Consider the following 18,681-nt stretch of genomic DNA (forward strand, 5'->3'; position numbering starts at 1 on the left):
ATCACCTCCTTACCACGGCCTGAAAAAGTATGTGGAGAGCAGTGCGGCTCCGGCAATCAACACCACCAGTAGATCCCAGCCAGTAAAACCGACCTTTGTGATATTGGTGCGCTGGACCGGGTTATCCAGGCCGCGGGTCAGGGCCGCCGCAGAGAGATCATCCCCGATTTTGACCACCGAGATCATCAGGGGAATAAAACGGTATTCAATCAGAGCGGCGGGGTTTTGCCAGAATTTCTTTGTTCCGAACTGAACCTCACGCATTCGCATGGCATCTTTGATGGCTGCCGACTCCTCTTGCATAGTGGGGATGAATCGAAACAGGACGGAGAGTGGAATAGTGATCTGCCGCCCAATGTGCATCCGGCCCAGCGCGGTAATGCACTCGCTGGCCGTAGTGGATTTGATGATGTAGGCCCCCATCACATAGGCCGGAAACAGCCGCAGGACCAGCCCCACCAGCAGGACTACCAGCATATTGACGATCATGGGGAACTGGACTGAGTTCTGGATGGCCTGCACAAACAGCCCGACCACAAACAGGCAGAAGAACACGGTTGCCGTTTTATACTGCCGGTTAGTCAACAGCAGGATAAATGGGATCATCGCTACCGCAATCATAAAGGCGGTGTGGCTGTATAGGAATTCTGCAGTAGCGACAACGGCCATTAGCAAAAGCTTGGTTCGTGGGTCTAAGCAAAAGCCTGTTCTGTTTTCAACAACTGCTTGAAGCTGCTCCATTACACAATTCCCGCTCTTTCAAAGTGTTTTTTCAGCATTTTATGGCCCAGAAGCGCGCCCAGAATACCGCCCACAAACAGCAGCGCAAAGCCCACATACATCATCCGGGAGGGCATCATGGATTGCAAAGTGTTTGCGTACTGATCACCCATGGAGGTGTGAATGTTTTTCCAATATGCTTCACCGGCAAACCAGAGATTGGCGGGGCAGCCCATGAAGCCGAAGCAAAAGCAGGCATAGCTCAGAACAGTGACCTTAAATTTCTGATAGCCGCCGATTTTGAGCACGACATCGCTTAGAAAACCGCCGAGAAACCAGCCGAGCAGGCCAATCCATCCATAACCAATGAGGTAGAAGAAAATACCACCAATAGCGCCAGTAATGGTAAGCATTCCGAATTTTCTGATTTTCGTGTAATACAGCATCATAGGGATGCCGCAAACGATCGGCCAGATCAAGAACAAGAACGGGTATACTACCGGCAACGCAGTCAGCAGTCCAACAACAAAGAAAACAACCAAGGTCATGGCAGAATAGATGCCGATGTTAATAAGATCTTTACCTGTGAGCTTATTTGTATTTTCCATTTTCAAAAAGTCCTTTCCATATAATTAGATAAATAAATAAGTAAAAAAATTTCTTTATACAAAAGCAATGCTACAGACGCACCTCCTAGATAGATAGTTAGACTACGCTAACTTATGGTTAAAAATTTTGGGGATCAAATCCCCAAAACGGTTTGCCACCCGGAACTGAAAAAAGTGGCTAATGTATGAGCGTATTTTATCGCAGCATCTTTTGAATAATTGTGCAAGACAATTTCTGCGATAGATGAATAGTAAGAATGAACGAGCATATGCCACTCGTCATCCTCCAGATCATGTACGGAAACTCCGCGATCTTTCAGCTCTGCTATTAGCTTTTTTGTCTCCCGAACATCGGAACGCACCACATCATCCAGAAAAGAAGCATATTTTGTGCCGGCAGACTGCATCAGCAGCAATTTGAATACATCGAAATGTTCGTAAATGTATTCGATAATCTGACGGATCGTGTCCTCCGACAGTTTCCAGAGCTGCTTTAATTCATCCGTCCGGGCCAATTCAAAGTGCTTAGCAACAGAATCGGAATACATCTCTGATACCGCCTGAACTACCGGCTCTACAAGTTCGCCAAACAAAGCCTCTTTATCCTCAAAGTGATTGTAAAAAGCCCCGTTTGTCACATGAGCAGACTTGCATATTTTACGGATACTGGCACGTTCAAACCCGTTTTCCAGAAAATGTTTTTTTGCACAGGCTAAAAGATTTTCATGGGTTTGTTGAAAATCCATTGACATTTCTATCCCTCATCCTATACTTAAATTACAGTGTAATATTACATCGTAATTTACGTTATAGCACGGTTACACGAAAAATGCAATACCTTCCTTGCATTTTGTGGCCTGAAAGGAGACTTTCTTATGTTCCAAAAAGAACCGGGTGCAATCCGCCAACTATTTGCTTTTGTCGGTGAGAGTAATGGAAAAATGCGCATTTCTATTCTTCTTGCTGTGTTGGGAGAGATATTTGGTATCGTACCATTTCTAATGGTGGCACTGTTGGCAGATGAACTCTATCACGGTACAGCTACTCCGCAGAGCGTTTTGTTTTTCAGCGGAATTGCTGCCATATGTCAGATTATAAAAATGCTTCTTACATGGCGTTCCTCTCTTATTTCCCACAAAATCTCTTTTACGATTTTGAAAAATGTCCGTGAAGCGATTACAGATCGGATGGCAAAAGTCCCAATGGGTGTTATGCTGGAAACGCCCACAGGAACTTTCAAAAACTTGATTGTAGACAATGTTGCAAAGCTGGAAGATTCTATGGCACATTTTATGCCAGAGCTTCCATCAAATATTGCGGCACCGTTGTGCAGCATCCTCCTGATTTTCATCCTGGACTGGCACATGGGGCTTGCATCCCTAATCACAGTTCCACTGGGTATTCTCTTTTTTGCTGCTATGATGCGCGGTTATGGCCCCCGAATGGAGAATTATATACGCTCTGCGAATAATATGAATAGTTCTTTAGTGGAATACGTCAACGGCATTCAAGTCATTAAAGCCTTTAATCGCTCTGCTTCTTCTTATGGAAAATACTCGGAATCTGTCAACTATTTTCACGATTCCACAATGGAGTGGTGGAGCCAATGCTGGTTCTGGAACGCCGCAGCGAGGGCCGTTCTGCCCTCTACTCTTTTGGGTACATTACCGGTTGGCGCATGGCTCTATATGGAAGGAACGCTTTCACTCCCCGTATTTTTAATATCTTTAGTAGTTCCGCTGGGGTTTGTTGCTCCATTGATGAAAGTGTCTGAAGCGATGGAGCAAGTCAGCATGATAAAAGGTAATTTGGAGCAAGTAACAGCTTTCCTAAAAACCCCGGAACTTGTCCGGCCCTCTGAACCTGTATCTTTGGGAGAACGTACTTACCAATTCGAGAATGTACATTTCGGTTATAAAGAAACCGAAGTTCTCCACGGTATTTCTTTTCAAACCAGACCCGGCACTATGACGGCTATTGTTGGGCCTTCCGGTTCCGGTAAATCCACGATTGCGAAACTGATGGCTGGTTTTTGGGATGTGACTTCCGGCTCTGTGCGTTTCGGCGGCCAGGATATTCGTCAAATCCCCTTTGAACAATTGATGGGTGAAATCAGTTATGTGGCACAGGACAATTACCTATTCGACAAATCCATTCGGGAAAATATCCGCATGGGTAATCCAGCAGCAACAGATGAAGAAGTGGAAGCTGCCGCAAAAGCTGCTAACTGTCATGACTTTATTATGCAGTTAGAGCAGGGATATGACACACTGGCCGGTGATGCCGGAGACCGTCTTTCTGGCGGGGAGCGCCAGCGTATTACGATTGCGCGGGCCATGCTAAAACCGGCATCTGTAGTCATTTTAGACGAGGCCACTGCCTATGCTGATCCGGAAAATGAGGCACTCATTCAACAGGCAATCAGCAAATTAGTGGCTGGAAAGACATTGATTGTTGTAGCGCACCGTTTGAATACAATTCGCAATGCCGACCAAATTCTGGTTGTGGCAAACGGAAATATTGCAGGCCGTGGGACACAAGAAGAACTTCTCCGGGAATGCCCCATCTATCAAAAGATGTGGCAAGATTATGCCGGAACCATAGAAGAAGCAGACATGAAAGGAGGAGTGAAAAACCATGTTTGAAATGATACGCCGAATTTTTAAGATTGCGGGTAGAAGCCGAAAGAAAATCATCGTTGGCATCACATTTAATATTCTCAAATCCTTTTTCAACAGTTTTATGATGTTCGGTGTTTTTTGGATTTTATTGCATTTAGAAAATCTTACACCCACTATTATCCTGCAAGCCTTTGGCGTTGTATTAGGAAGTGTTATCGGACGCTTTTTCTTCCAATGGATGTATGACCGTACCATGAGTGGAACGGGATATGATATTTTCCGTGATTATCGTCTGGAAATAGGAGAAAAATTGAAACAGGCTCCTATGGGCTACTTTTCAGAGCAAAATTTAGGAACTATTCAGACAATACTTACTACGACGATTGCGGATTTAGAGGGTTACTCCATGCTTGCAATCGAGCAGATGACAAGCGGTGTTGCTATGACAGCTCTCATGTCAATTATGATGTTCTTTTTCAACCCAATTATTGCCATTTTGAGTCTGATCGGGCTATTATTAGGTTTACTTGCTCTTCGTTGGGTCCGCAGTAGAGCCGCACAATATACTCCCATTTATCAAGAAGCACAGGAAAATCTGGTGAGTAAATCAATGGAATATATCCGAGGGATTTCTGTTCTACGCTCTTTCTCCAAAGGTGAGGAAGGACAACGAGAAGTACGCAGCGCATTTCAAAAAAAGTGGGATGCAGATTATGGGCAGGAAAAAGCCACAGCCGGAGTTCTTCGTTTTTATATTCTGGTATATAAGCTCATGAGCTGTGTGCTGATTGCTGTGGCAGCATTGATTTTCATGGCAGGAGAAATTAGTTTGCCGTATTGTTTGACTTTCCTGTTTTGTGCGTTTACGGTGTACTCTGATTTGGAAACTATGGGAAACAGTGCTTTTTTGAGCAAGAAAATAATCACAGAACTGGAACGTTTGGAAGAAGTCACCAATATACCGCAAATGGATACCAGCACAGATAAATTAAAAACTTCCCACTACGATATAGCACTGGATTATATCTCGTTTGGCTATGGCAAGCGGCAGGTTATCCATGACATCTCTTTGGAAATTCCAGAACATACAACCTGTGCTATTGTAGGGCCATCCGGCAGCGGTAAAACAACTTTGTGTAATTTAATTGCCCGATTTTGGGATGTGCAGGACGGCGCTGTTCGGATTGGAGGAAAAGATGTCAAAAATTATACTGCGGATAGTATTTTGGAATATATCAGCATGGTCTTTCAGAATGTGTATCTTTTTCACGATTCCATTGAAAACAATATCAAATTTGGTAAGCCGGACGCCACACATGAGGAAGTGGAAGCCGCCGCAAAACGCGCTTGCTGCCATGATTTTATTTCCGCATTGCCAGATGGTTACAACACAATCATTGGTGAGGGCGGTTCTACACTTTCCGGGGGCGAAAAGCAACGGATTTCTATTGCTCGCGCCATGCTAAAAGATGCCCCCATTATCATTTTAGATGAAGCCACTTCCAGCGTCGATCCAGAAAATGAGCAAGCACTTCTATCTGCCATTGTAGAACTAACAAAGAATAAAACATTGATTTCGATTGCCCATCGCTTGAGTACGGTGCAGAACGCAGATCAAATTGTTGTAATAAATCAAGGTAGAGTTGTTCAGCGGGGAACTCATCAATCTTTGATTTCACAAGAAGGAATTTATAGAAATTTCTTAAAGCAAAAACTTGAATCCGCTGGATGGGCACTCTAATTAAGTTAAGTACTTTTCAGGGGCAAACTCATTGTAGCAAGCAATGCCTGTGTTAATACACACAGGCCCGCAGAGAAGAAAATCCCTTTGTGATTTTCCTCTCCGCTTGCTTGTTGAGGGCAGCGCCCCCAAGCCCCTTTGAACACAGAATTTCATTCTGTGGCTGCGCGTTCTGTGAACGCTTTTGACCAGGACCGGCTTACCGCTGGCCGTGGTCTTTTTCTTTTTCAACATCCTGAAATCCCGAAGGCCTTGAGATTTGTCTTAAAAAATCATTTCATCCTTACCGCAGCCCTTTTTTCGGAAGGATGAATTCGAAAATGGTGCCCGTCGGGGGATTGTCCTTAATTTGGATTTTTCCGCCTAAGCGGCGGGCGATTTCTTTGACCAGGGCCAGGCCCACGCCGTAGCCGTCGTGGTTTCTCGAAGGATCGGCCCGGTAGAAGAGGTCGAAGGCTTTCGCCTTTGCGTCATCATCCATGCCCACCCCCGTATCGGCCACGGCGATCACCGCATCGTCGCCTTTTTCCGAGAAGGTGATGGTTAATCTGCCCCCGGGCCGGTTGTATTTAATGCCGTTGTCGAAGAGATTATACAAGGCACGCTCAAGAAGGGCGTCGTCGGTTTCAAGAACCATGTCTTCTCCCTCAAGGGAAAGGGCCACGTCTTTCGCCTCGGCCTTTTCCTCCAGATCCAAAAGAAGCTCCTGTGCCATGGCCTTCACATTTACCGGGCGAAATTCCGGGGCACCGTCGCGACCTAAAAAGAGGACCTCTTCTACTAAATCGCTGAGGCGGCGGATGTTTTTCTCCATGCTTTCCACAAAGGCAGAAAGTTCCGGATCCATGGTGCCTCTTTTTTTCTTAAACACGTCCATGCGGGTGCGCAACACGGCGAGGGGCGTGCGCAGTTCGTGGGCCACGTTCACGGAAAAGAGCCGCTCTTTTTCGTAATTGTCGTAGATTTTATCCAGGGTCTTTTGAAAGGCTTCGGAAAGGGCCACGATTTCGTAGGCTCCTTCTTTTAACACGAGGCTATTTTTTTCCGCCATGGCATCCATGTCCGTGGCCGCCACTTTTTCCGTTAAAACCGCGAGAGGGCTCAAGGTGCGGCGAATCAAAAGAATAAATATGGTGCCGCCGAAAAGCCCCGTGGCGAGAACGACGCCGAGGGCGTAGAGCTTAAAATCCGCCAGGTGGCGCACTTCCTCCTGGTCGATAAAGACCATGACCGAGTCGTCTGTCTTTCCTTTCATGCGGCTTTCCACTTGAGCGGTAAGGTTTTCGGCGATGTCTTGCTGGCGCCGGGCGATGAGAAAGTTTGATAGGACGAGCATGAGCATAAAAAGGGCCACGCTCGCCGCCGTCAGCTTGAATATAATGGAGCGCCGGGTTTTATTCCCTATCAATGACATACCCCCTTCCGATTTCGTTTCGAATGATGTTTTCTCCCAGGGCCTCTTTGATCTTTCGCCTCAGGGCGGACATATGCACCCGCACGGCGTTTGACACGTCGCTTACATTCATATCCCACACGTGTTCCATAAGCTCTTCGGCGGAGATGGTGCGGCCCTGATTCAAGATCAGGTATTCGAAAATGCCCAGCTCCTTGGCCGTAAGCTTAATCACTTCCCCGTTCACGGTGAGGATTTTCGTCCCGGTGTCGAAGGAGAGGTTTTTGTACGTAATGACTTTGTCTTCCACCACCTGTTTTCGGCGAAGGAGGGAGCGAATCCGCGCCTCCAGTTCATCGAAGTGAAAGGGCTTAATTAAGTAGTCGTTGGCCCCGAGGTCCAGCCCCTTTACCCGGTCCGCCACTTGGGTGCGGGCGGTCAGCATGATCACATTGACCTGCTTGTCTTCCTCGCGAATTTCTTTGAGCAGGGTGAAACCGTCGATTTTCGGCAGATTAATGTCCAGCACGATGAGGTCGTAGGTCTCGCTCCAAAAGAGATCCTCCGCCTCGACGCCATCACGGGCCGTATCCACGGCGTAGCCCGAAAGCCTGAGCCCTTCGGCGACGGATTCCAACAATTCTTTTTCGTCTTCTACAATTAACAGTCGCATGGGCGCCTCCTTTTTTCTCATTATAGCAAAAACGCAAACAGGCGGCGCCTCTTTGCGTTTTCGGAATCTTTTAGTTTTCAGGTATTGCTTTTGTTGTCTGTTTCATAGAAAGGCCTTTGGTAATGGCCCCGGTGGGGCAGGCTTTCTCGCATTGGCCGCAGCGGATACATTCGGCGGCGTTTGCATTTTCAACAGGGTTGACGTTCATTTTACAGGCCCTCGCACAAGCGCCGCAGTGCACACAAGCATTCTCGTCCAGTCTGTATTTAAATACGGAAATGGAATTGAAGAGAGAGTACACAGCCCCGAGGGGGCAAATGTATTTACAGAATGGGCGATAGATGATGAGGCTCAGGAGCACTGTGGCGGCGAGGATGGCGCCTTTCCAGGCGTATAAAAAGCCGACGGCGCCACGCATACTTTCGTTTTTCAGGACCAGGGGGAGGCCCCCTTCAAGCATCCCGACGGGGCAGATAAGTTTACAAAAATACGGGGATCCCTGACCCAGGACGTCCACGAGAAAAAGGGGGAGGAGTAGGACGAAGATCAGTAAGATGGCGTATTTTATTTTTCTCAAATGCTTGTCCGCCTTGAAGCTTTTTATTTTCTTCGGAAAGGGAATTTTGTGCAAAAGATCCTGCACCAGACCGAAGGGGCAAAGCCAGCCGCAGACGAAGCGGCCCATAAGGGCGCCGATAAAGAAGAGAAATCCCACCACGTAAAAGGAAAATTTATAGTCCATATTTCCTATGACGGCCTGCAGGGCGCCGATGGGGCATGCCCCCTTGGCACCGGGGCAGGAATAGCAATTCATCCCCGGTACGCAGAGGTTTTTCATTTTGCCCTGATAGATTTTGCCCGTCTTAAATCCTTCCAGGTAGGAATTGGTGGCGAGAAACCACAGGCCCTGAAAAAGGTGGCGCTTCGTTTCTTTCATGGATTTTTTTTCACTAGCCAATGCCGATACACTCCATGCAAATTCTTATGGCCTTGTTCAGAACCACCTGCATCTCTCCCCGATTGACGCCGTAGGCCATCATGGCCACGGAGGCGAGGAGAATAGCAGGGCCTAAATAGGCACGGTATTTTTCTTTCATCTTACTTTACGTTTTTCAATTCTTTTTCCACAATGGCCTTCCATTCGTCCAAGCTCTTGGCGCCGGAATAGGAATCGCCGACAATATTGCCCTTGCTGTCCACGAAGAAGGTTTCAGGCAATGCTTGAATGCCTTGGAGGCGGCCCTTCATTAATTGATCGTCGGGTTTTAAGAAGGGGTAGGTGGTCTTTAATTTCTTTTGAATGGCCTTGGCTTTATCCAATGCATCGGGAATGTCTTTTCCGTCTTCGTGGGTGTCCATGACCACGCCGACGACGCCGACGCCTTTGTCTTTCATTTCGGCGTTCAGCTTTTCCAGATCGGGAATTTCCTGAATGCAGGCCGTGCACCAGGTGGCGAAGACATTGACCATGGTGAGTTTGTTCTTGGCCAGATCCGCGTCGGTAAAGGCCTTGCCGTCGATGTCTTGGGTTTTAAAGGGAGCAATGGATTTCGCATCGGACGTTTGCTTCATTTCTTTTTCTTGGAACACATAGCCGTTTTCCGCCATGGGCGTTTGATCCATGGTTTCAAGCTTCACGCCCTTTAAGGCTTCCAGAATGGCGGGATCCACATCTTTCGCCGTGGACAAATAGTAATTGTACTTTCCGTCTTTGCTTTCACCGAGTTTCGTATGGGTGTCTAATTTGGTGACCTTACTAATGGCGGCCTCGTCCATGGATTTGTCGTAGATCCCGATGGTGCCAGCCCGCTTAATGGCTTCCAGCCACTTCGGATAGTCGTCGCCCATTTTCGGGATTTCCTTGTTCTTGTCTTCTTCCGTTAAAGCGGAGAAGGTGAGCATGGCGTATTTAATTTCGTTTTTCTCGCCTAAGGACTGATCGTCCAGCATGATCACGTCTTTTTTCGTCATCATGTCTTGTAAGTTTTTCGGCAAAGTGATTTTTGCACCCATGTAGGGAAATTCATAAGTATCTTTTACTTGCCAGGCGTAATCGGCGGGCTTAATCATTTCATTGCCCATGCCGGCCTTGGAGGCCTCGATGCTTTCGCCTTGGGCCACTTCTTCCGGATGGTCTTCCCGGCGATTGTCTTTCTTCTCGCAGGCCAAGAGGCTGAAGCTTAAGCTTGCGATTAAAGCGCCTGCCAAAATCTTTTTCATTTTCTTATTCATGTGAACACTCCTTTTTCGATGGTAAATCCATTTTAACCGACGGCCTGTTAAGGCCATGTTAAGACAATAAAAATCCGAGGAATTATTTTTCCTCGGAATGTTTAATCGGACAGGGCATCTTTAAATTCCCCAATGGCCGCCTCGAATCGATCCTGAAGCCCCTGAAGGGCAGCTAAATCGACATTTTTCTCATCCAGGGCTTTTGTCAGCGCCCGGACATAGGCCTTTTCCGTTCGCAACATATCTTTTTGCAATCGCCTAAAGGTGCGAAGGGATTCTCTGTCCACGCCTTACACGTCCTTGTGGTTGGGGTAGTACATTTCGTCCATTTCTTCGGTGACCGCTTCCACAATGCCGTCGTCTAACACGTCCAGAACTTCTTTAAAGACCTGCATCTTTTCTTCGGGCACCTTTTCTTCCAGGCATTTCAATACATCTTCCACAAAATCGTAATTGACTTGGTAGTACTTCTTGAATTTGTCCGTAACAAACAGGTGTACTTGGCGGCGGTCTTTTTGGCTGCGTACTTTTTCTACATGGCCTTTTTCCACTAAGTTATTGACCTTGTAGGCGGCATTGGGTTGGCTGACGCGAATAAAATTTGCCAGTTCGTTAATGGTCGGCCCTTGCAAGGCATAAATTGCCTCGGCACAAAACTTTTCCATCACCGTTAAAGAATCCGCTTGTCGGTTATTGCGATACAGATTCTTGTAGAAATTTAATTTGTATTTCAAATAAATTGAATTCATGACTTCTTTCATCGATTTATTGTTTTCCATTACACACCTCACTCGATTAGATAAAAGACTATGATCGTGCCATACATAATTAATCGTTAGATTCTTGCCAAATCCATTGAATTTAGAAAAGAACAATGCCCGCATCGGGATTGTTCTTTTTTCGTTAAAGCGAATTGTCGCTTATGTATTGGCGGAGCTGAGAGGAATCGAACCCCCGGCACGTGCCTTAGGAGGGCACTGCTCTATCCAACTGAGCTACAGCTCCACAATGAATAGTATACGCAGGTAAATTATTTTTTGCAATTCATATTCATTGCCACACAAAAATCTTTTACATTTATTTGTATTTATCTTCCAATGCGATCATGCGCATGCGTCCTTCTTCCATTTCTTCCACTTGATAGACGTAGCGTTCGTCTTCCACGACACCGCCTAATTCTACGATTTTACCCTGTTCGTCGAATATTTTTTGAATGTAATCCCCTAATAGCTCTTCTTTGCTTTCGATGTCTCGAACCAAGTGCTCATTGACTTTGTCCATTTTCGTTTTGGCATCGAAAATAGCCACGCCGGCATTGGCGAGGATTTTGTGGATGGTAAAGTATTTGCGCACGATAAATAAGACGGCGATGGCCAAGACGCCGATGAAAAGATCCCGCGTGTTGTCGCCGTAAATAAGCATTTTTCTCGCCACCACCATAATCATAATGTAGATGATTTGGTATTCCTCGTGATTAATCAGCATGGCCACAAATTCCAGGCCGATGACCATTAACAGCACGTGGGAGAGAAAATCCTGAAAGAGCTGATAGCTGCTTCCTTTGGTGCTGTGGAGGATGTCCACCATGTATTTAAAAAGATCGGGAACGGAGATAATAATCCCGAAAATAATGGTGACAGCCATAGCAAATTCCAAGGCGTAGAGCAGGCTTTGGAGCCCGGATACATATTGCTTTCGATTCATCCCATTTCTCCCGACTTTTCCATTTCCTTACGCATTTTTTCCAAGAGTTTTTTTTCGATGCGGCTCACGGTCATTTGGGAAATACCCAATTTTTTCGCAATGGACACCTGGGTCTTCCGGTACTGGTAGCGGTCGATTAAGATGGTTTTTTCCACATCGTTAAACTTTTCCATGGCCCGTTGAATAAAATCGTTCATCTCGACTTTTTGGAAGTATTCTTCTTCCACGCCGATTTTATCTCCCCGGGACAGATCCCTGTCTTCGCTTCCCGTATCGAAATTCATGTCCAAACTTTCCGGCGAATACACCTTCGATGCCTCCATTACTTCCAGCACTTCCGCCGTGGAAATGTCTAAAAATTCGGCAATGTCAGAAATGGTGGGGGTCTTTTGGTTCGTCTGGGCCAGGGTTAATTTGGCGTCGTTGATTTTTTTCGACAACTCCTGCACCCTGCGGGGCACGCGAATGGTCCAGCCCTTGTCCCGGAAGTATTTCTTAATTTCACCGATAATGGTCGGCGTGGCAAAGGAGGAAAATTCAAAGCCTTTGGACGGATCATAGCGCTCCACGGCAAAGATCAGGCCCATGGAAGCCACTTGAAAGATGTCGTCGTAGTCGATGCCCTTTCCCGTGTATTTTTTCGCCAGAATTTCGGCGATGTAAAGGTGCTCTTCGATTAAAATGTCCCGAAGGGTCTTGTCGCCGGTTTCGGCGTATTCGGCAAATAATTCCTTTCGCTTCTGTTTTGAAAGGGGCCGATCCATGTTGTAATAGGCTTCTTTGTCCATGCTACGCTCCGAAGGTTTTGTAGACGAGGAGATAATCGTCGCCATAGGAAAATTCATCGGCCAAGGATTCGATAATCATGGCCGTAATGGCCAGGCGCTCGTCGGCCTTCACTTTTTCCTCGCTAATGCCCGAGACGCGGAAGCGAATGGCCCCCTCTTCCGGCTCCATGACGATGTCGATGGTGTCTTTCATGCCGATGGCAAAGGATAAATTGCAGCTTTCCGTAAGAAGCAGGCGAATATCCCCTAAAGTGTCTATGTCGATGTCTTCTTCCACGCAAATCCCCGACACATTTAAGCGGGCCAGGGATAGGTAGCGTGGCTTGGCCGGAATGGTTAAATAGACTTTTTCTCCCATTAGGCCTCTCCTTCAATGTGAAATAATTTGTCCAGTTTCGTAATGGTAAAGAGCTTTTTTACATTGGGATCCAAATGCTTTAATTGCACCTGATGGCCGTTTTCTTTGACGTAATTGAGCAGGTAAATAAACCCGCCCAGTCCCGTGGAATCCACGTAGTTTAAATCGGTGCAGTCCACGAGAATGTTTTTCTTATGGGCGTCGTAAGCGGCCGTGGCTTCATCTTTGAATTGGGCCGTGTAGTACATATCCATTTCGCCGCAGGGGATGAGGCATAAATGATCCCCTTCTTCTTTTATTTTCAGTGTAAACATTCCGCCCTCCTTTATCTCTCAGTATATCGGCTGTAAGGCGTCGAGGCAATGAATTATTCTTCCCCCACGTATTCCGCCACGGCGACGATGTGGCTGTCTTTAATGTTCATGAGCTTCACGCCGGATGTGGCGCGGCCTAAAAGGGAGATGGATTCCGCTTTCAGGCGAATAATGACGCCGTCTTCGGAGATCATCATGATTTCATCGGAATCATTTAAAACTTTCGCCGCAACCAATTGGCCGGTTTTTTCCTTGATGCGGTAGGTAATCAAGCCCTTGCCGCCGCGGTTTTGTACGTTGTATTCCTCGATGGCCGTGCGCTTGCCGTAGCCGTATTCGCTGATGACGGCCAGGGTCTTGCCCGCTTCGGCCTTTACGAAGCTGACCACTTCGTCGTCTTCATCGAGGCGAATGCCGATGACGCCCATGGCGGTTCGGCCTTGTTCTCTGAGATCCTTGCCTTTAAAGCGCAGGGACATGCCTTTTTTCGTGACAAAGAGCAGATCTTCGTCGTCGCCGCATTGAATGCCGCCGATCATGGTGTCGCCTTCTCGTAAGCCCATGGCAATAAGGCCGTTTTTGCGAATGTTTTTGTATTCGCCCATTTTGGTCTTTTTAATGTAGCCTTGTCGGGTAACGAGGAAGAGATTGTCGTCGTCCGCCACCTGATCGATGGGAATAATGCTTTGAATCCGCTCCCCTTCTTCCAATTGAAGGAGGTTGACAATGGCCGTGCCCTTGGCATTTCTGCCGGCGGCGGGAATTTCGTAGGCCTGTTTCTTGTAGACTTGGCCGCAGTCGGTGAAGAATAAAATCGTATCCAAAGTGGATGTAATAAAGAGGCTGGTGACGAAATCGTCGGCTTTTTTATTTAAGGCGCTAATGCCTTGGCCGCCGCGATTTTGCGGCTTGTAGGTGCCTTCCGGCATGCGCTTGATGTAGCCGGAATTGGTGAGGGTGACCACCACTTTTTCCTCTTCAATGAGATCTTCATCGTCCATTTCTCCGTCGGATTTGGTGATGACCGTGCGGCGCAGATCGCCGTATTTTTCCTTGATCTCTAAAAGTTCCTCTTGAATGGTCCCGTCCAAGACCTTGGGATCGGAAAGAATCAGCTCTAATTTTTCGATGAGGGCCAAAAGCTCCCGATACTCTTCTTCTAATTTTTCCACTTGCAGGCCGCTTAAGCGCTTAATGCGCATATCCAAAATGGCCTGGCCCTGAATATCCGTGAGGCCGAAGCGTTCGGTAAATTTCGCCTTAATCTCTTCGTCGGTGCGGTAGCTTTTGACGATTTCGATGATTTCGTCAATATTGGCGATGGCGAGTTTCAAGCCCTCGATAATGTGCACCCGGGCCTTGGCCTTGTTTAAGTCAAAGGTGCTGCGGCGGGTGACCACGTCGCGCTGATGCTTCACATAATAGTGAATGAGCTCGAGAAGGGTTAATTCTCGGGGCACGCCGTCGACCAAGGCGAGATTAATAATGCCGAAGGTGATTTGCAGCTGGGTTTCTTTATAAAGGCGATTTAAAACCACATTGGGATTGGCATCCCGCTTTAATTCAATAACCATGCGCACGCCGCGGCGATTGGATTCGTCGCGAATGTCGGAAATGCCGTCGAGTTTTTTATCCTTCACCAATTCGGCAATTTTTTCGATGACCCGCGCCTTGTTTACCTGGTAGGGAAATTCCGTGACCACGATTTGGTGCTTGCTCTTTAGGGGCTCGATTTCCGCCCGTGCACGCACCCTTACTTTGCCGCGGCCGGTTTTGTAGGCTTCTTTAATGCCGTCTTTTCCCATAATAAAGGCGCCGGTGGGAAAATCCGGTCCCTTAATGTGGGTCATCATTTCTTCAAGAGATATGGCTTCGTTGTTCATATAGGCAATGACCCCGTCGATGACTTCGTTCATATTGTGGGGGGCCATGTTGGTGGCCATCCCTACGGCGATGCCGGCGGAGCCGTTGACCAAAAGATTGGGAAAACGGGAAGGCAGCACCGAAGGCTCCATTAATTCTTCGTCGAAGTTGGGCACGAAGTCCACGGTTTCCTTGTTAATGTCCCTGAGCATTTCCATGGCCAGCTTCGACATGCGCACTTCCGTATAACGCATGGCCGCCGGGCTGTCCCCGTCCATGGAGCCGAAGTTCCCCTGGCCGTCGGCTAAGGGATAGCGTATGTTAAAGTCTTGAGCCAAGCGGACCACGGCGTCGTAAATGGACGAGTCCCCGTGGGGGTGATACTTACCCATAACATCCCCGACGAGGCGGGCGCTTTTTCTGTGGGGCTTATCCGGCGTGAGGCCCTGTTGCTGCATACCGTAGAGAATACGGCGATGCACGGGCTTTAAGCCGTCCCGCACGTCGGGCAGGGCCCGGGCGACGATGACGCTCATGGAATATTCTAAGTAAGCCTTTTTCATGGCTTTTTCTAAGACGACGTCTTGAATGCCGCTTTCATTTGCAAATTTTGCCACTGTATCCTCCTAAGCGTCGATATTTTCGACGTAAATTGCATTTTCTTCGATAAATTCCCGCCGCGGTCCCACTTCTTGGCCCATGAGCATGGAAAATACTTCGTCGGCCATTTGGGCATCTTCGACGCTTACGCGAAGGAGCACCCGGTGTTCCGGATTCATGGTGGTTTCCCAAAGCTCTTCCGCGTTCATTTCACCGAGACCTTTGTAGCGACCGATTTTTAAATTCTTGTCCCGGCCCAGGCGGTTCATGGCTTCTCGAAGCTCGTCTTCGTTATAGCAGTATTCCAACACTTTCGATCCCCGCTTAATGCCGTAAAGGGGCGGCTTGGCCACAAAGACGTGCCCCGCCTCGATAAGCGCAGGCAAATGACGGAAAAGGAAGGTTAAGAGCAGGGTTTGAATGTGGGCACCGTCCACGTCCGCATCGGTCATGATGATGATTTTTCCGTAGCGGAGCTTTTCGATGTCGAATTCCTTGTCGATGCCCGTGCCGAAGGCGGTGATCATGGCGCGAATTTCATTGGAGTTTAAAATTTTGTCCATGCGCGCCTTTTCCACGTTCATAATCTTTCCGCGAAGGGGCAAAATAGCCTGATAGCTGCTGTCTCTTCCGCCCTTGGCGCTGCCGCCGGCGGAGTCCCCTTCCACCAAAAAGATCTCTGTCTTTTCGTTGTCGTTTAATTGGCAATCCACGAGCTTGCCGGGAAGGGGGGTGTTGTCTAAAATGGAGCGTTTCCGCGTCAAATCCCGGGCTTTTCTCGCCGCTTCTCTCGCCCGGCGGGCGGAGAGGGCTTTCGTTAAAATAATCTTGCCGATTTTCGGGTTTTCTTCCAAAAAGGCCGTTAAGTAATTGTTCAACACCCGCTCCACAATGGCCTTGGTTTCGGAATTGCCCAGCTTGGCTTTGGTTTGGCCTTCGAATTGGGGATCGGGAATCTTCACGCTGATGACGGCGCTGATCCCCTCCCGCACGTCGTCACCGGAGAGATTTTCTTCTTTTTCCTTAATGTAATTGTATTTTCTTCCGTATTCGTTAATGCTTTTGGTGAGGGCGCTTCTGAAGCCGGATAAGTGGGTGCCACCTTCTTCCGTATTAATGTTGTTGGCGAAAGATAAAACCGTCTCCCGGTAGCTGTCCGTGTACTGAATCGAAATTTCCACATTGGTGTCTTGTTCCGTTTCGTCCAGGTAGAGAATTTTGTCGTGAATGGGCTTTTTATTGCGGTTAATGTATTCCACATAGCTTTGAATGCCGCCGACATAGTGGTAGATTTCCTTAAATTTATCGCCGTCTCGGTGGTCAATAAACTCGATGTAGGCGCCCTTGTTTAAGAAGGCCATTTCCCGGAAGCGACGGGCCAATACCTCGCGACTGAATACCACGGTTTCCTTAAATATTTCCTCGTCGGGCCAGAAGGTAATGGTGGTTCCCGTATCTTCAATGTTTTCGTCTACGACGGTGAGTTCCGTTTGGGGAATGCCCCTAGAGAAGACCTGTTCATAGGCCTTTCCGTTTCGATGAATATGGGCGATGAGTTTTTTCGACAGGGCGTTGACGACGCTGACGCCGACGCCGTGAAGGCCGCCGGAAACTTTGTAGGCGTTGCTGTCGAATTTACCCCCGGCGTGGAGGATGGTAAGGACGGTTTCCACGGTGGATTTTTTCGTTTGGGGATGAATATCCACGGGAATGCCGCTGCCGTTGTCGCGCACGGAAACAGAGCCGTCTTCGTTTAGTTCCACGATGACCTGATCGCAGCGGCCGGCTAAAATTTCGTCGATGGAATTGTCCACCACTTCGTAAACCAAGTGATGCAAGCCCTTGGGCCCGGTGGAGCCGATGTACATACCCGGACGTTTGCGAACCGGTTCAAGGCCCGTTAATACCTGTATGTTACCGGCATTGTATTCATTTTCCCTTACCATAAATCCTCCTCACGCAAAGTGTCTGCGCTCTTTTTTATACTGATTAAATCAATGGGCCGAGAGGCTTCTTCCAAGGCCTCCATGGGCTCCGCCGCCGTAATAAAACATTGGCCTCGTATCATGGAAAGAAGCATGCGCCGCCGCTTCTCATCCAATTCCGACATGACGTCGTCTAAAAGTACCACCGGCGATTCGCCGACGTGTTCGGTAATGCGATCAATTTCCATGCACTTCATGGCCAAGACAATGCTTCGTATTTGGCCTGTTGATGCAAATTTCTTCGCTTCTTCCCCGTTTAGCAGAAAAGATAAATCGTCTAAGTGGGGCCCGATGGACGTCCGCCCCCGCTCGCGATCCGTTTCGCGTCTCGCCTTCAGGCTTTCGTAAAAAGCGCCTTCCAATTCCCCGTCCAGGGCCACGGGAAAGGACGCCTTGTAGCGTAGCTCCAAGCGCTCCCCGGCTCCTGCAATGGCTTCGTAGTAGCTCGACACGGAGGTGGCCATGCGCTTTAAAAATTTTAGCCGCTCTTTTAAAATTACCGCCGCAAAGGAGGCCAATCCCCGGTCGTAAACATCTAAAAGATCCGTATCCCGAAGTTTTCTGAGCACAACATTTCTCTGATAGAGCACGTGGTAATAAGAACTGTAGGCCTCGTCGTAGGCAGGGGAGATCATGCGAAGCATCTCGTCGATAAATCCACGGCGACGAGAGGGAGAACCCTGCACCATTTGCAAGTGGCCGGGCTCAAAAAGCACCACACCCATGCCTCGACCGTAGGCCGAGGTGTTTTTTACCGGGTTGCGATCCCTTAAAAAGCGGCGCTTGTCTTTTTTTACGGTAATCTCCATGTCCCGCTCGAAATCGTCGAGTACGACGGTGGCTCCCACAAAGGCGCTCTCTTCGCCGAAGGCGATCACTTCTTTTAAAGAAGCGGTTTTAAAGCTCCGCCCCGTCATGGATAAGTAAATGGCCTCTAAAAAATTCGTCTTTCCCGTGCCGTTTGGGCCCACAATGCGATACATTTTGGGCTCAAGGTCCATAAAAAGGCGTCGATGATTGCGAAATGAGACCATGTTTAATTGTGAAACAAACACATCGTCCTCCCGCCGCGATTCATCTT

The 18,681-nt window shown here is 48.1% G+C and carries 19 protein-coding genes and 1 tRNA gene; 2 read left to right on the forward strand and 18 right to left on the reverse strand.

Going from position 1 to position 18,681, the window contains the following annotated elements; genetic code table 11:
* Positions 1-9: 9 nt before the first annotated feature.
* From KO087_RS00125 to KO087_RS00135, 3 genes are all read right to left on the reverse strand, one after another.
* Entirely contained in the window at positions 10-741 is a 732-nt protein-coding gene (locus KO087_RS00125) for an energy-coupling factor transporter transmembrane component T (RefSeq protein ID WP_215506469.1), read from the reverse strand.
* A complete protein-coding gene (locus KO087_RS00130; RefSeq protein WP_215506471.1) occupies positions 741-1,328 on the reverse strand; it encodes an MptD family putative ECF transporter S component in 588 nt (195 codons plus the stop codon). The genes KO087_RS00125 and KO087_RS00130 overlap by 1 nt, the downstream gene beginning before the upstream one ends.
* 134 nt (positions 1,329-1,462) lie before the next feature.
* A complete protein-coding gene (locus KO087_RS00135; protein ID WP_215506473.1) occupies positions 1,463-2,074 on the reverse strand; it encodes a TetR/AcrR family transcriptional regulator in 612 nt (203 codons plus the stop codon).
* 129 nt (positions 2,075-2,203) lie between these two features.
* On the opposite strand from KO087_RS00135, the gene KO087_RS00140 reads away from it, so the two are divergent.
* A complete protein-coding gene (locus KO087_RS00140; protein ID WP_215506475.1) occupies positions 2,204-3,973 on the forward strand; it encodes an ABC transporter ATP-binding protein in 1,770 nt (589 codons plus the stop codon).
* Complete coding sequence (locus tag KO087_RS00145; RefSeq protein ID WP_215506477.1) at positions 3,966-5,690, forward strand: ABC transporter ATP-binding protein; 1,725 nt, start codon at positions 3,966-3,968, stop codon at positions 5,688-5,690. The genes KO087_RS00140 and KO087_RS00145 overlap by 8 nt, the downstream gene beginning before the upstream one ends.
* A gap of 283 nt (positions 5,691-5,973) precedes the next feature.
* On the opposite strand, the gene KO087_RS00150 is transcribed toward KO087_RS00145, so the two are convergent.
* From KO087_RS00150 to recF, 15 genes are all read right to left on the reverse strand, one after another.
* Complete coding sequence (locus tag KO087_RS00150) at positions 5,974-7,098, reverse strand: sensor histidine kinase (protein ID WP_215506479.1); 1,125 nt, start codon at positions 7,096-7,098, stop codon at positions 5,974-5,976.
* The gene (locus tag KO087_RS00155) at positions 7,085-7,756 is read right to left on the reverse strand and encodes a response regulator transcription factor (RefSeq protein WP_215506481.1); all 672 of its coding nucleotides are present in this window, start codon (positions 7,754-7,756) and stop codon (positions 7,085-7,087) included. The genes KO087_RS00150 and KO087_RS00155 overlap by 14 nt, the downstream gene beginning before the upstream one ends.
* Before the next feature lie 70 nt (positions 7,757-7,826).
* Entirely contained in the window at positions 7,827-8,693 is an 867-nt protein-coding gene (locus tag KO087_RS00160; RefSeq protein WP_215506483.1) for a 4Fe-4S binding protein, read from the reverse strand.
* 13 nt (positions 8,694-8,706) lie between these two features.
* Positions 8,707-8,853, reverse strand: coding sequence for a CD1871A family CXXC motif-containing protein (locus KO087_RS00165; protein WP_215506486.1), 147 nt, complete (start codon positions 8,851-8,853; stop codon positions 8,707-8,709).
* 1 nt (position 8,854) lies between these two features.
* The gene (locus KO087_RS00170; protein WP_251374878.1) at positions 8,855-9,988 is read right to left on the reverse strand and encodes a TlpA family protein disulfide reductase; all 1,134 of its coding nucleotides are present in this window, start codon (positions 9,986-9,988) and stop codon (positions 8,855-8,857) included.
* A 101-nt stretch (positions 9,989-10,089) separates the two neighbouring features.
* Entirely contained in the window at positions 10,090-10,275 is a 186-nt protein-coding gene (locus KO087_RS00175) for a hypothetical protein (protein WP_215506488.1), read from the reverse strand.
* Between the two features lie 3 nt (positions 10,276-10,278).
* Positions 10,279-10,767, reverse strand: a complete 489-nt coding sequence (locus KO087_RS00180; RefSeq protein ID WP_215506491.1) for a MarR family winged helix-turn-helix transcriptional regulator — start codon at positions 10,765-10,767, stop codon at positions 10,279-10,281.
* A gap of 149 nt (positions 10,768-10,916) precedes the next feature.
* Positions 10,917-10,993: transfer RNA gene (locus KO087_RS00185), tRNA-Arg, on the reverse strand.
* Positions 10,994-11,065: 72 nt separating this feature from the next.
* Entirely contained in the window at positions 11,066-11,692 is a 627-nt protein-coding gene (locus KO087_RS00190) for a phosphate-starvation-inducible PsiE family protein (protein ID WP_215506493.1), read from the reverse strand.
* Complete coding sequence (locus KO087_RS00195) at positions 11,689-12,480, reverse strand: SigB/SigF/SigG family RNA polymerase sigma factor (protein WP_215506494.1); 792 nt, start codon at positions 12,478-12,480, stop codon at positions 11,689-11,691. The genes KO087_RS00190 and KO087_RS00195 overlap by 4 nt, the downstream gene beginning before the upstream one ends.
* 1 nt (position 12,481) lies before the next feature.
* A complete protein-coding gene (locus KO087_RS00200; RefSeq protein ID WP_215506496.1) occupies positions 12,482-12,838 on the reverse strand; it encodes an ATP-binding protein in 357 nt (118 codons plus the stop codon).
* Positions 12,838-13,152: an STAS domain-containing protein gene (locus KO087_RS00205; protein WP_215506498.1), complete on the reverse strand. Its 315-nt coding sequence runs from the start codon at positions 13,150-13,152 to the stop codon at positions 12,838-12,840. The genes KO087_RS00200 and KO087_RS00205 overlap by 1 nt, the downstream gene beginning before the upstream one ends.
* A gap of 53 nt (positions 13,153-13,205) precedes the next feature.
* On the reverse strand, positions 13,206-15,632 hold the full coding sequence (gene gyrA, locus KO087_RS00210; protein ID WP_215506500.1) for a DNA gyrase subunit A: 2,427 nt from the start codon (positions 15,630-15,632) through the stop codon (positions 13,206-13,208).
* 9 nt (positions 15,633-15,641) lie between these two features.
* Positions 15,642-17,561, reverse strand: coding sequence for a DNA topoisomerase (ATP-hydrolyzing) subunit B (gene gyrB, locus KO087_RS00215; RefSeq protein ID WP_215506502.1), 1,920 nt, complete (start codon positions 17,559-17,561; stop codon positions 15,642-15,644).
* Positions 17,555-18,655, reverse strand: a complete 1,101-nt coding sequence (gene recF / locus KO087_RS00220) for a DNA replication/repair protein RecF (RefSeq protein WP_215506504.1) — start codon at positions 18,653-18,655, stop codon at positions 17,555-17,557. The genes gyrB and recF overlap by 7 nt, the downstream gene beginning before the upstream one ends.
* Positions 18,656-18,681: the final 26 nt, after the last annotated feature.

This window comes from Peptoniphilus rachelemmaiella, assembly GCF_943169845.1.
GTDB classification, from domain to species: domain Bacteria; phylum Bacillota; class Clostridia; order Tissierellales; family Peptoniphilaceae; genus Aedoeadaptatus; species Aedoeadaptatus rachelemmaiella.

Excerpts from the sequence above, each read along its gene's own strand:
- KO087_RS00125 (WP_215506469.1), bottom strand. The coding sequence starts at position 741 with ATGGAGCAGCTTCAAGCAGTTGTTGAAAACAGAACAGGCTTTTGCTTA.
- KO087_RS00130 (WP_215506471.1), bottom strand. The coding sequence starts at position 1,328 with ATGGAAAATACAAATAAGCTCACAGGTAAAGATCTTATTAACATCGGC.
- KO087_RS00135 (WP_215506473.1), bottom strand. The coding sequence starts at position 2,074 with ATGGATTTTCAACAAACCCATGAAAATCTTTTAGCCTGTGCAAAAAAA.
- KO087_RS00140 (WP_215506475.1), top strand. The coding sequence starts at position 2,204 with ATGTTCCAAAAAGAACCGGGTGCAATCCGCCAACTATTTGCTTTTGTC.
- KO087_RS00145 (WP_215506477.1), top strand. The coding sequence starts at position 3,966 with ATGTTTGAAATGATACGCCGAATTTTTAAGATTGCGGGTAGAAGCCGA.
- KO087_RS00155 (WP_215506481.1), bottom strand. The coding sequence starts at position 7,756 with ATGCGACTGTTAATTGTAGAAGACGAAAAAGAATTGTTGGAATCCGTC.
- KO087_RS00160 (WP_215506483.1), bottom strand. The coding sequence starts at position 8,693 with ATGAAAGAAACGAAGCGCCACCTTTTTCAGGGCCTGTGGTTTCTCGCC.
- KO087_RS00165 (WP_215506486.1), bottom strand. The coding sequence starts at position 8,853 with ATGAAAGAAAAATACCGTGCCTATTTAGGCCCTGCTATTCTCCTCGCC.
- KO087_RS00170 (WP_251374878.1), bottom strand. The coding sequence starts at position 9,988 with ATGAATAAGAAAATGAAAAAGATTTTGGCAGGCGCTTTAATCGCAAGC.
- KO087_RS00180 (WP_215506491.1), bottom strand. The coding sequence starts at position 10,767 with ATGGAAAACAATAAATCGATGAAAGAAGTCATGAATTCAATTTATTTG.
- KO087_RS00190 (WP_215506493.1), bottom strand. The coding sequence starts at position 11,692 with ATGAATCGAAAGCAATATGTATCCGGGCTCCAAAGCCTGCTCTACGCC.
- KO087_RS00195 (WP_215506494.1), bottom strand. The coding sequence starts at position 12,480 with ATGGACAAAGAAGCCTATTACAACATGGATCGGCCCCTTTCAAAACAG.
- KO087_RS00200 (WP_215506496.1), bottom strand. The coding sequence starts at position 12,838 with ATGGGAGAAAAAGTCTATTTAACCATTCCGGCCAAGCCACGCTACCTA.
- KO087_RS00205 (WP_215506498.1), bottom strand. The coding sequence starts at position 13,152 with ATGTTTACACTGAAAATAAAAGAAGAAGGGGATCATTTATGCCTCATC.
- gyrB (WP_215506502.1), bottom strand. The coding sequence starts at position 17,561 with ATGGTAAGGGAAAATGAATACAATGCCGGTAACATACAGGTATTAACG.